The 12243-nt window shown below is 60.4% G+C and carries 12 protein-coding genes; 5 read left to right on the forward strand and 7 right to left on the reverse strand.

Annotated elements, in window-relative coordinates; translation table 11 throughout:
* The first annotated feature begins 104 nt into the window (after window positions 1–104).
* Both ACK9YZ_RS02200 and ACK9YZ_RS02205 read left to right on the forward strand, forming a co-directional pair.
* Window positions 105–980 carry a dienelactone hydrolase family protein gene (locus ACK9YZ_RS02200; protein ID WP_416065527.1) on the forward strand — a complete coding sequence of 292 codons (876 nt, stop codon included), beginning with the start codon at window positions 105–107 and terminating at the stop codon, window positions 978–980.
* 256 nt (window positions 981–1236) lie between these two features.
* Window positions 1237–1878, forward strand: a complete 642-nt coding sequence (locus ACK9YZ_RS02205; protein WP_416065528.1) for a TetR family transcriptional regulator — start codon at window positions 1237–1239, stop codon at window positions 1876–1878.
* Window positions 1879–1885: 7 nt separating this feature from the next.
* On the opposite strand, the gene ACK9YZ_RS02210 is transcribed toward ACK9YZ_RS02205, so the two are convergent.
* A complete protein-coding gene (locus tag ACK9YZ_RS02210) occupies window positions 1886–2845 on the reverse strand; it encodes a LysR substrate-binding domain-containing protein (RefSeq protein WP_132652560.1) in 960 nt (319 codons plus the stop codon).
* A 207-nt stretch (window positions 2846–3052) separates the two neighbouring features.
* Here ACK9YZ_RS02210 and ACK9YZ_RS02215 point away from each other — a divergent pair, with 207 nt between their 5' ends.
* Window positions 3053–3352, forward strand: coding sequence for a DUF1127 domain-containing protein (locus ACK9YZ_RS02215; RefSeq protein ID WP_416065529.1), 300 nt, complete (start codon window positions 3053–3055; stop codon window positions 3350–3352).
* 86 nt (window positions 3353–3438) lie between these two features.
* Here ACK9YZ_RS02215 and ACK9YZ_RS02220 read toward each other — a convergent pair whose 3' ends face one another.
* From ACK9YZ_RS02220 to ACK9YZ_RS02240, 5 genes are all read right to left on the reverse strand, one after another.
* Window positions 3439–4329, reverse strand: coding sequence for a DUF937 domain-containing protein (locus ACK9YZ_RS02220; RefSeq protein WP_416065530.1), 891 nt, complete (start codon window positions 4327–4329; stop codon window positions 3439–3441).
* A gap of 93 nt (window positions 4330–4422) precedes the next feature.
* Window positions 4423–5796, reverse strand: a complete 1374-nt coding sequence (locus ACK9YZ_RS02225; RefSeq protein ID WP_416065531.1) for a glutamate--cysteine ligase — start codon at window positions 5794–5796, stop codon at window positions 4423–4425.
* A 142-nt stretch (window positions 5797–5938) separates the two neighbouring features.
* Window positions 5939–6676 (reverse strand): 16S rRNA (uracil(1498)-N(3))-methyltransferase, encoded by a 738-nt coding sequence (locus ACK9YZ_RS02230; protein ID WP_216757126.1) that lies wholly within the window; start codon window positions 6674–6676, stop codon window positions 5939–5941.
* Between the two features lie 14 nt (window positions 6677–6690).
* Window positions 6691–8187: an inorganic phosphate transporter gene (locus ACK9YZ_RS02235; RefSeq protein ID WP_416065532.1), complete on the reverse strand. Its 1497-nt coding sequence runs from the start codon at window positions 8185–8187 to the stop codon at window positions 6691–6693.
* A 62-nt stretch (window positions 8188–8249) separates the two neighbouring features.
* Complete coding sequence (locus tag ACK9YZ_RS02240) at window positions 8250–8762, reverse strand: NUDIX hydrolase (RefSeq protein WP_216757128.1); 513 nt, start codon at window positions 8760–8762, stop codon at window positions 8250–8252.
* A 269-nt stretch (window positions 8763–9031) separates the two neighbouring features.
* Here ACK9YZ_RS02240 and ACK9YZ_RS02245 point away from each other — a divergent pair, with 269 nt between their 5' ends.
* Window positions 9032–9910, forward strand: a complete 879-nt coding sequence (locus ACK9YZ_RS02245; protein ID WP_416065533.1) for a LysR substrate-binding domain-containing protein — start codon at window positions 9032–9034, stop codon at window positions 9908–9910.
* A 90-nt stretch (window positions 9911–10000) separates the two neighbouring features.
* Entirely contained in the window at window positions 10001–11158 is a 1158-nt protein-coding gene (locus tag ACK9YZ_RS02250; protein ID WP_416066799.1) for an adenosylhomocysteinase, read from the forward strand.
* On the opposite strand, the gene ACK9YZ_RS02255 is transcribed toward ACK9YZ_RS02250, so the two are convergent.
* Window positions 11155–12141, reverse strand: a complete 987-nt coding sequence (locus ACK9YZ_RS02255) for a zinc-dependent alcohol dehydrogenase family protein (RefSeq protein WP_416065534.1) — start codon at window positions 12139–12141, stop codon at window positions 11155–11157. The genes ACK9YZ_RS02250 and ACK9YZ_RS02255 overlap by 4 nt on opposite strands.
* Window positions 12142–12243 lie beyond the last annotated feature (102 nt).

Consider the following 12243-nt stretch of genomic DNA (forward strand, 5'->3'; position numbering starts at 1 on the left):
ATCCAGGTAGGCCGGTAACACAGTTTTGTTCCTCCGTTATCGGGCGCTGACCTATGTTCCCTCTTGCCGATTGGGCATGGGGTAGGGAACAGAGGAGGTCTGTCATGGAAAAGCCCGTCATTACGCAGGCAATGATCAACGCCTATGATGAATATACGCATCTGACGCTGGATCGCCGCAGCTTCATGGACAAGCTGACCAAGCTTGCCGGCTCGGCAACCGCGGCCGCGGCAATCGCGCCGCTCTTGGCCGCCAACAAGGCCGCCGCCGAGGTTGTCGCCGAAAACGACGATCGTCTGACCGGCCAGGATATCACCTATCCCGGCAGCGGCGGCGACATGAAGGGCTATCTGGTTCAGCCGAAGAATGCATCCGGCAAGCTCGGCGCCGTCATCGTCATCCATGAGAACCGCGGCCTCAATCCGCATATCCGCGATGTCGCTCGCCGCGTGGCACTGGAAGGCTTCGTGGCGCTCGCTCCGGACTTCCTCTCGCCGCAGGGCGGCACGCCGGAAAATGAGGATAAGGCGCGCGACATGTTCGGCAAGCTCGATGCCGCGACGACCGTCGCAAACGGCGAGGCGACCGTCGCCTATCTTTCCAAGCTCGAGGCTACGAACGGCAATGTCGGCGCGATCGGCTTTTGCTGGGGCGGCGGCGCGGTCAACAATCTTGCGGTCAAATCGCCGGAGTTGAAGGCAGGCGTGGCCTACTACGGCGCGCAGCCACCGGCCTCGGAAGTCGCCAATATCAAGGCGGCGCTGTTGCTCCACTATGCTGGCCTCGACGACCGCATCAATGCCGGCATCGATGCCTATAAGAAGGCGCTGGAGGAGAATGGCAAAAAATTTGAGATCTACATCTATGACGGCGCCAACCACGCCTTCAACAACGACACGTCCGCTGCCCGCTATGACAAGGCGGCAGCCGATCTCGCCTGGGGCCGAACGGTCGCGTTCCTGAAACAGAACCTCGCCTGACCCGCCTTTGCAATGTGCCGAAAGGCCCAAAGGCGGGCCGCCAGGTGCTCAACCTGCTTGCTGAATGAGGTGTTAAGAAGCCATTTACACAGGCCAAAAACGGGGCATAACGCCCCGTTTTCGATAAGCTCTTGCCATTGCTTAAAATCCGACCATTTCCCTTTACGACGGATGAATACCTGCATGTCATATCGGCCCGACGCGCCGGTATGACACATTATTTCCGCTGCGCAATAACGAGACAGATGGGAACCACATGGGCGCGGACATTTCGGATCGTATTGCTCTTCGCAGGAAGCCGAAACAGGAGCGCAGCATCCAGCGGCTGGATCTCATCCTGAACGCTGCAGCCACCATCATCGCCGAAAAGGGCGTCAGCGCCATGCGGATGACCGAGCTTGCGGTCGCGGCAAAGGTCCCGATCGGCTCGGTCTATCAGTATTTTCCCGAAAAGGCGGCGATCGTCAAAGCGCTCTTCGATCGTCACGCCCAGGCGATCCAGCAGAAGACGGCCGAGATGTTCGCGGACGTTCGGTCCTTCGACGAGGCGCTCGATCTCATCTCCAGGGTGATCGACTGGTACTATGCCGAATATCGTAACGACGCCGCCTATCTCGGTGTCTGGATGGGCACGGAGACTGATCAGGATCTCCTACGCCTGAACATCGAGCATAGCAGTCAGATTGCTGCGATCTTTCAGGAGGCCGTGCGCCGCCTCTCGCCGGAACTCTGCGATGAGCAGATGAAGGCACGCACTTACCTTTTCAGCCACCTGATCGGTGCTGCAATCCGCCTTGCGGTCTTGAGCGAAGATGGTTTCGGCGAGCGCATCCTCGGGGAATGGAAGCGCGTCATCCGCGCCTCCTTATTTGCTCCGACGTCCGCTTCAGCAGCGTAAGACTTGCCTACCAGCTGGGCATCATGCTGGCCGCAGCCTTCAGCCGCGGATAGTGACGGGCGTAACCCGTCTTCACATCCTGCTCCAATCCATCTTCGATGACGGTCGGCGTGATGTTGTCGAGGCAGGCCGTGATATGTGCCGTAATGGCATTCATCAGCGACAGGGAAACGCCCGGCCGTTTCATGATGCCGATCTGCACCGGCGGCAGCGCCGGGAAACCGTCTGCCTGGCTCAATACCTTCATGCCTGTGCGGAGCGCCGATTCCGGCATGACCGAAACCGCCATGCCGGCTAACACGGCCGAAGCAACCACGGTGCAGGACCAGCTCGTGAACAGGATCTGATACTCGCGGCCGACAGCATCGAGCGCCGAGCAGGCGAGCTGCCGCCACTGGCAGTCGCGCCGACCGACGGCAAGCGGCACCGGTGCATCGTCGCGGATCGGATGGTTGGCCGAACTCACCCAGCAGAGCGGTTCCGTTCGCACCACATCCGAAATACGCTCGCGCGGATTGTGGGTGACGAGCGCGATATCGAGTTCGCCCTTGTGCATGCGTTCCGCGAGGTCGACCGAGGGCTCGCAGACGATGTAGAGCTCGACATTCGGATGCGTCTTGGCGAACCGGCCGATGATCTCGGGCATATAACGGTCGGCATAATCATCGGGCGTGCCGATGCGCAGCGTGCCTTCCAGCCTGTTGTCATCGAATGCGGCGATCGCCTCATTGTTCAGGCGGATGATGCGGCGCGCATAATTGAGCAGCTTTTCGCCTTCGACCGTCAGCCGGTTGCCGCGGCCGTCCTTGATGAAGAGCTGCTTGCCGATACGCTCTTCCAGGCGCCGCATCTGCATGGAGACGGCAGACTGTGTCTTGTAGACCTTGTCGGCAGCCTTGGTGAAACTGCCGGAATCCACGATCGCGATGAAGGTCTGCAACTGGTCGATATCAAGCGGCGCCGACATGATCTTGTCCATCCATAAAGATCTCTGATGTTAATCATTAGAAACATTCGTTGGACTGATCAATAGGTCTTTGGCATCTTCGGGATGCAAATCAAGCAAAGTGAAGGACAGACACCCTGCCTGTCCAACCTGTGACCAGCTTCACCCTTCCTGCACGACCTCGCAGGCGGGGCGGGCTGTTCTGCGCCCCGAAGAAAGGAGAGTTCGATGCGCACTCATGAACAGACACTAGAACTCGACTGCGGCAAGCTCGCCCCGACGTTTACCCAGCGTCTCATGGCCGCTTTCGCGCCGCTGGCAGCCGCCCTTCGCATTGTGCGCAATCGCTCGCAGGTGAATGGGTTGCACGACCTTGATGACAATCAGTTGCGGGATATCGGCCTGACGCGGGCCGATGTCACCTCCGCCTTCCTCGCTTCGACCTTCTTTGAAGATCCATCGGAGCATCTGACGCAGGCGGCCAAGCGCCGCCGGCACATTGCGGTCATGCGCCCCTACAGGGACTGAACGCACGCGTTTCCCCGCAGGGTGATAGCCAATAGCCCTGCTGCTTAACCCGGTGATCGGCTTTCCCAAGCCATCTCCGGGTTTTTTTATTTCTTGCCCGTTGCAGAGGGGCCTGAGGGGGTGGGATCTTCGGGAGAGGGTGTGGGTTTCGGCCGATAGGCTTCGAAGATCGCTTCGAGGCTCTTCTGATAGCTCTTCTGCACCTCGAGACCACTGTCGAACATGGCGTTCAGCATCTGGGTATAGCTGTCGCTTTCGGCTTTCGGTTCTTCTTTCGGCTGTTCCGGAGCCTTTGCCGCCGGCTGCTGAAGCCCTGTCATCATCTCCTGGAATGCCTTGGCGAAAGGATTGTCGAGGAATGGATTAACGGGCTGCGGCTGCGGCGCCGGCTTCGGCATGCTGAACATCAGCTGCATGGCCTGGGTGAACGGATTATCGAAAATGCTGGGTTCGGGTGCTGCCTTCGGCTTCGGCGCGAAGCCGGTACTCTCAAGCCATTTCTGGATCGTCTCGCCCATGGCGGTATTGACGAAGGGGTTGGCTGGCGAGGCCATTTGCCCGGTCGACTGCTTGAAGAGCCCTCCCATCAGCGTACCGGCCATGACGGGCAGCATCTGTTTGTAGATTTCCTGGCCGATGCCGGTCATCTGCGCCGCCTGCGCAGCAATGGCGCGCGAGACCTCCTTGGAGCCGAAGAGCTGGGAGAGGATGTTATTGCCGTCGGAAATGCCTTCGGGCGTGAACGCCTTGCTCATGTCCTCGAAATATTTGGCATAATTACCCGACGCGACCGCTTGCATCAGGCCGACGAAATCGTAGGGGTTGCTGGTGCTGCGCTTGAGGCCGGCGGAAAAGGCCGGCGTCAGCGCGGCCATCGCCTTCGTCGCCTGTTCCTGCGCGAGGTTGAACTGCTTGGCAACGGCATCCATCGCCGCCCCGTTCTGCGCCTGCATCATCATATCGAAGAGTGGCAGCATGAAAGTCCCTTTCCCGGATAGCGGCGCATATTCGCGCTACTATAGCTCGAAATGGGATTGCGCAAACGGCTTTTTGGAAGCGGTACTTGCCTCTTAGTATTGATATTCCTGGAAGACTGGTTCGACCGAGCCGTTCCAGCGACCGTGATAGAGTGCCAGCAGGTCTTCGGCGAGCGTCGCCTTCTTGGCCAGAACCTCGTCGAGCGGCTGGAGAAAGATGCTTTCATCGACGCCGTCGCCGTTCAGTCTGTTGCGCGCCTTGAGGCCGGTCCGGGAAATATTGACGGCTTCGCGCGCCGTGTCGATCAGTGCATGACCGCGGAACTGAGCCTTGAGGCCTTCCTCCGGCACCGCGTTGCGCAGCACATTCACTTCGTCGAAGGCCCAGTCCTTCGTCAGTTCGTCGGCAGCCTGAAGAGCGGTGTCATCATAGAGCAGCCCGACCCAGAAGGCAGGCAGAGCACAGATGCGCCGCCAAGGGCCGCCATCAGCACCGCGCATTTCGAGGAAACGCTTCAGGCGCACATCGGGGAAGAGCGTCGAAAGATGGTTCGTCCAGTCGCCCATCGTCGGTTCATAGGCGGCAATCTCGCCCTTCAGTGCGCCATTCATGAACTGGCGGAAGGTGACATGGGTCGCCCGGTGATAGTGGCCGTCGCGCATGACGAAATACATGGGCACGTCGAGCGCCCATTCGACATAATCCTTGAAACCGAAATCGTCTCGGAAGGTGAAATCCAGGAGGCCGCTGCGCCTGTTGTCCACGTCGCGCCAGACATCGCCGCGCCAGGAGAGCATGCCATTCGGCTTGCCTTCGGTGAAGGGTGAGGAGGCGAAGAGCGCGGTTGCCAGCGACTGCAGCTTCATCGACACGCGCATCTTGCGGCGCATGTCATCTTCCGACGAGAAGTCGAGGTTTACCTGGATCGTGCAGGTGCGGTACATCATGTCGAGACCGCGGGTGCCGACCTCGGGCATGTAGCTGGTCATGATCTCGTAGCGCGACTTCGGCATATGCGGGGTTTCCGCATAGGTCCATGTCGGGCTGCCGCCGATGCCAAGGAAGCCGATGCCCATAGGCTCCGCGATCTCACGCACTTGCGCCAGATGCTGGTTGGATTCCTTGCAGGTCTGGTGAATGTTTTCGAGCGGTGCGCCTGAGAGCTCGAACTGGCCGCCGGGCTCGATCGAGATGGCGCCCATGCCGCTCTGCTCGCCGAGGCCGATAATGTTGTCACCGTCCATGATCGGCTCCCAGCCGCTCTTGGCCTGCAGGCCCCTCAGGAGCGCCGAGATGCTGGCATCGCCGAAATAAGGAACGGGGCTGTTGTCCTTGCGGAAGAACACAAACTTCTCGTGCTCGGTGCCGATGCGGAAACGCTCCTTCGGCTTGTTGCCCGCAGCCAGGTAATCGGTCAGCTCTTGAACCGAAGAGATCGGCGTCTGGTCGGTAGTATCGCGAGCCATGAAAGTACCTGTATTCGGGAAGGCCGGAGCCGGGGCAATTGGAAGGGTGATTAGTGCCCAAGCCAGCTAAGTTGCAAGTGAAATTGTTTCAACAGGTCATCAAAAAAATAGCAGGCCTTTCCAGAGAGCCGATGTGCAAAAGTCAATTCCAATCGCCGATTGCAGCCTGTATCACCGCCATCGCTGCGACCGCGGCCGTGTCGGCGCGCAGGATGCGTGGACCGAGCGGGATTGCGGTCACGAAGTCGAGGCTGCGCAGGCGTGTCCGCTCCTCTTCGGAGAAGCCGCCTTCCGGGCCGACCAGAAGCGCAAGCTTCCTTTCCGTCACCCTGGAAAGCAGCGGCAGCGGGTTCTGCCCGGCATCGCCCTCATCGCAATAGATGATGCGCCGGTCCGAAGGCCAGTGGTCGAGCAGATCGGCAAGCCGCACGGGCTTGGCGACATCGGGAATGCCGAGAATGCCGCACTGTTCGGCTGCCTCGATGACGTTGGCGCGGATCTTGTCGAGATTGGTGATCTTGCCCTGCACATGCTGGGTCATGACCGGCTGCAGCAGGCCGGCGCCCATTTCCACTGCCTTTTGCACCAGATAATCCATGCGGCCGACCTTCAGCGGCGCGAAAAGATAGTGCAGGTCGGAGGGTGCGGGCTGCGGCCGGGTCTCCTCGGTGGCTGACAGCAGGATGCGCTTGCGGGTCGGGAAGGAGAGGCTCGCCTTCCATTCGCCGTCGTGGCCGTTGAAGAGAAGGATGTCCGCACCCTCTTCCATGCGCAGGACATTGGCGAGATAGTTGAACTGGTCGGCATTGGCCTCGATGGCAGCGCCCTTTGACAAGGGGGCATCGATGAAAAGCCGCTGCATCCGGAAATTGGCGCGCATCCTGGAACCCTGACTCATAGGAAGAGCGCGAACATAACCCAATAAATCATGGCCGCAAGCGCAGCCGAAACCGGCACGGTGATGACCCAGGCTGCGACGATCGTCATGACGTGCGAACGGCGGACGAGATAGCGCCGACGGGCTTCGTGGACGTTCGGCTCAGGCTCGTCGATCTCGAAGCTTTCGGCCTTGCGGCGTATGAATTCGATACGACGCTTCGAATGGCGCGTGTACCATTCGCGGAAGAAGCCGACGCCGAAGACCGAGCCGACGGCAATATGCGTGGTGCTGACTGGCAGGCCGAGCCAGGAGGCGAAGATGACGGTGAAGGCGGTCGACAGGGCCACGCAATAAGCGCGCATCGGGTTGAGCTTGGTGATCTCCTCACCGACGAGTCGGATGAGGCGCGGCCCGAAAAGCAGGAGGCCGACCGAGATTCCAAAAGCGCCGATCAGCATGACCCAGAGCGGCGGATGACCGGTCATGCTGTTGTCGGCGATACCAGCCGAGTGAACGATGGCCGAGAGTGGGCCGACCGCATTCGAAACGTCGTTTGCGCCATGCGCGAAGGAGAGCAACGCGGCTGAGCCGATCAGTGGAAAGTGGAACAGCGTGCGAAGTGAGCTGTTGCGGTTTTCGAGGTTCTCCGCCTGCCGCAGGATGAGCGGCCGCACGACAAGCCAGCTGACGAGCCCGATGCCGATGCCGATCAGAAGGATCGTCAGCGACGAATATCGTCCCTGCGGCGCAAGCTGCAGCACCATATAGGCCGTGAAGCCGCCGGCCATGACGGCGATCATCACGGGCACCCACTGCCGGGCGGCAGCGATCTTGTCCTCGCGATAGACGATGAGGGTCTTCACCAGATAGAGCAGCCCGGCAGCGATCAGCCCGCCGATCAATGGCGACGTTATCCAGCTTGCGGTGATTTCCAACATCACCCGCCAGTTGACGGGCTCCGGTCCTGCAGCGCCGAAGCCTGCCCCGATCACAGCACCGACGATTGCGTGCGTCGTCGAAACCGGTGCCTTCATCCATGTGGCGAGGTTGATCCAGAGCGCGGCAGCCGTTAGCGCCGCCATCATGATCCAGCCGAGTGTAGCGGGAGGGACCTGCACCGTATCGATGATGCTGGAGGAAATCGTCTTGACGACCTCGCCGCCCGCGATCGCCGCACCCAGCACCTCGAAGATTGCGGCGGTGATCAGCGCCTGCTTCATGGTGATGGCACGCGCGCCGACGGCCGCGCCGACATTGTTCGTCACGTCGTTGGCGCCGATGTTCATGGCCATGTAGGCGGCAAGTGCTGAGGCAGCAATGACCAGCACTGCGCCCGGCCTGTCGAACACGTAGACGCCGGCAAAAAGCATGGCGAGGCCGAGAAAGATCAGGCCAAGTCCCGGCGTCACCAACCGTCGCGAGACATGCTTGGCCGCATCCTCGACATGAGTAAATTTGTCGAGATCCTTATCAAGCGTGCGTTTCGTGAGGACGGCGTTGCGTTGCGGCATTCTGTTTCCTGGCTAAGTCCTGCTTTTGCGCCGCCTTTTCTAGCAGCACAAGATGGCAAGACTCATTCCGCCGGAATTTGTTTCGGAATGCCGCTGGAAGGTTTTTCGGCCATGCGCCGTTTAAAGGCGAGGAACAGGTTGCGCAATTCGGGCTCCTGGACGCGCTTGACCGCTTCGTCGCAGGAAACCCACTCGATGGTTCGCTCGCCCTTTTCCTTGAAATTCTTCGTCGCACCGGTCACTTCGAGGGCGTAGACCTGAACCTTGCAGTTCACCTTAAGGCCGTCGCGCAAAACCTTCTGGTAGGTATAGTGGCCAAGCGTTTCGGTCTCCACCGTGCCGCGCACGCCAGCTTCTTCCAGGGCTTCCTGCGCCGCAACTTCATAGGCACATTTGCGGTTCATCGGCCAGCCCTTGGGGATCACCCAGCGCCCGGTATCACGACTGGTCATCAGCAGAACTTCGAGCTCACCCGACTTCTTTTTCACCCGGTAACAGAGCGCAGCATATTGCTGTCGCGGCGGACGCCGAAACATGAGTTGCACATCAGAAGCCAGGCGGGCAAGAAGGGTCAATTGTCGGGTCACCTTTACGATCGTTGATCTGAGTCGTTATTATTTTAGTATCCTATGAAAAGCTTGCGCGATCCATACGTGCAAAACGAGGCGGAACACGATTTGATTCATTGTACATAGGAAAAATCGAAGCTGGGCAGGTTCGGAAATTCCGTCATTTCCTGTCCCGAATGCGACGTCTTGCACAGCTGTACAATATGGTCTGATCTTGCATTCCGTTCAATGCCGCGATCATGTGATCCACCGCGATATTCGACAATGTGGTAATTATGCGACTTCCGCCTCTCAATGCGATCCGTGCCTTCGAAGCCGTCTGTCGCCACGGCAGCATCTTGAAGGCGGCCGAAGAGCTGGGCGTGGTACGCGGCGCCGTGCGCCAGCAGATTGCGACAATCGAAGACCACCTCGGCGGGAAGCTTTTCACGCGCGACGGCCGCAGGCTGGTGCCGACCGAGAAGGCGAGCGCTTTTGCCGAGGCCGCCGGTACTGCCCTTACCATATTGAAGCGTGCGGCCGATGAATTTGAGGAAGCGGACAGGAAGCGCATCCGCCTCGGCGTACCCTCGGCTTTTGCCATCTGGTGGCTGATGCCGCGTGCGGTCGACATGCAGGCAAGCCTTGGCGCTATTGAGGTCGATATCGTACCCATGACCGTCGTCGAGCCGCTGTCCCAACATCCGGATTTCGATGCAGTCATTATGGGCGGCGAGCAGCGCTCCTCTGTCGGGATGACGGAAACGCGTTTCATGGAGGATGAGTTCGGACCGGTCGTCACACCGGCACTTGCTGCCGGACTTTCAGGTGACCCCGAAGCAATGGCGGATATGACTGTTCTCGTCAGCCGTAGCGCGCCGAAGCTCTGGGCCGAATGGTTCGCCGAAAGCGGCACGCTGCCGGTTGCCTTTTCCCGCCGGCGCGAATTCGAGGATCTGCTGCTGGCGCTGGGTGCAGCCCGATCCGGCCTCGGCATTGCGCTGGCGCCGAAAGCCTCGATCGAGGAGGATCTCAGCCGCGGCATCCTGGTTGCCCCCTATGGCTTCATCCGCCGCCCGGCAGGCTATAGCCTCTGCTGCCGGACAGCAGATGCGAAACGGCCTGCCTTTACTGCGCTTCGAAACTGGCTGCTGCGCTCCGGCAGCGCATCCTGAAGGGGCAGTTTTTCTACCCTTTCATCAGAAATATCTCCATGCCGGCCCTATCTCCGCCTCGCTAGATTAGAGGGAGCGAAAGGGCATATGATGGAAAAGCTTGCAACACGCATCGACTGGATCGGCAACAGCTGCCGCCTGCTGAAGGCAACGGCAGTGGAATTCGAAAGGACGCGGCCTTTTGATGGCCTGTCCATCGGCACCGGAATCCATCTGGAGCCGAAGACCGTGGCTCTGCTCATGACCTTGCGGGCCGGCGGCGCGCACCTCGTCTGCACCGGCAACCTGAACAGCACACAGCCGGCGACGGTAGAATTCCTGCGCGCCCAGGGCTTCACCGTCTTCGCAACCCGGACGACCGACCCCGTCGCCCACCACCAGAGCCTTGAGGCCGTCGTCGCCGAAAAGCCCGATCTGCTGCTGGACAATGGCGGCGATCTTTTCGCCATCGCGGCCGAGAGGCCCTATGCCAATCTGCTCGGCGGCACGGAAGAGACGACCTCCGGCCGCACCCGGCTGCTGCCGATGCGCGAGAAACTCGCGATGCCGATCCTCGTTATCAATGACAGTCCGATCAAGCAATTCGCAGAAAACAAGCATGCCGTCGGCCAGAGCCTGTTCGAAAGCTACATGCGGTTCACCAACCGCTCCACCAATGGCAAGCGCGTGACGGTCTTCGGTTACGGCGCCTGCGGCAAGGGCACGGCGGCCTGCTTCCGCAATGCCTTTTCGACGGTCAGTGTCGTCGATATCGACCCGGTCACCAGCCTCGAGGCGCATCTCGACGGTTTCGTCACGCCGTTGCGCGAACAGGCGATCCGTTCTGCTGATATCATCGCCACGGTGACCGGCTTCCCCGATATCGTCACGTCAGCTGATCTGCCGCTGATTAGGGACGGCGCGATCCTGATGAATGGCGGTCATTTCCCGCATGAGATCGATGTCGCAGCCTTCCGCAGCCATCCCGATGTCATTGATATCGACTGCTACGAGGCAGATCATATCGAGACCTTCCACCTGAAGGACGGCCGGTCCTTCCACGTACTCGGCGGCGGCCATATGGCCAATCTCGCCGGTCCGCGCCCGCTCGGCAACTCGGTCGAGTCGATGGACCTCGGCTTCACTTTGCAGGCCCGCTGCCTGGAGCGGGTCGCAAAGCGCGGTGTCGGCGCAGAATCCTGCATCGTGCCGGTGCCGGCGGATATCGACGCGATGGTCGCGAGCGCCTATCTCGATCTAGCGCGCTAGATCTCTACGACGACCTTGCCTTCGGCCTCCCGGCTTTCCAGCAGCCGGTAGGCGTCGCCTACCTCCGCGAGAGAGAACGGCCGCGGGTCGAGATTCGGCATCAGCGTTCCGGCTTCGACGCGTGTGGCTATATGCCTGAGGATATCGCCATGATGGGCGCGGTCCTCGCCGGTCAGGAGCGGTGCCAGCGTGAAGACGCCGGAATAGGTGGCGCCCTTGAAGGACAGCGGCGCCAGCGAATGCGTACCCCAGCCGAGGCTCGTGACCACATGGCCGGACTTGGCGACGGCTTGGAAGGCGGCATCGAGACCCTTGCCGCCGATTGTGTCGTAGACGATGTCGAAGCCTCTGCCGTCCGTATATCGGGCAACATAATCATCGACCGTCTCGACCGCATAGTCGATCGGTGTCGCACCGATACTGCTGATATAGTCGGCCTTCGAACCGCCATCGACGGCATAGACCTCGGCACCGGCGGCAACGGCCATCTGCACGGCGATATGGCCGACGCCACCGCCGCCGCCGATGACCAGCACCTTGTGGCCCGCTCTCACCTGTGTGCGTTCCTCGAGACCTTCCCAGGCGGTGATCGCGATCAGCGGCAGCGCAGCGGCCCCGCGCATGGAAAGATTGCGCGGCTTCAGCGCGACGAGATCGGCATCGACGGCTGCGAATTCGGCAAGCGATCCCTGCAACCCGCCCACGCCGCCGGTCATGCCATAGACCTCGTCACCGGGGCGAAAGCCTGTCACACCGGGGCCGACCGCTTCGACGATCCCGGCCATGTCGATGCCGAGAATGGCGGGCAGCGGGTGACGGGCATGTGCGGCTTCGCCCGCTCTGATCTTCAGATCCAGCGGATTGAGCGCCGCGGCCTTGATGCGGACGAGCATCTGGCCCGCCCGGGCAACAGGCTTTGCGATCTCGGCAATAGTGAATTCGGCATTCTGTGCTTCGACAAGTGCTGCTTTCATCGTGCTCATGGAACTCTCCTTGGTTTGTTGGCCGCAGAATGCCGCATTGAATTATGAATGGAAATCAAAGATAACGAATGAAAACCATGCATTTTTGTTTGAAGCCAACCC

Source organism: Rhizobium sp. ZK1 (assembly GCF_047782645.1).
GTDB lineage: Bacteria > Pseudomonadota > Alphaproteobacteria > Rhizobiales > Rhizobiaceae > Rhizobium.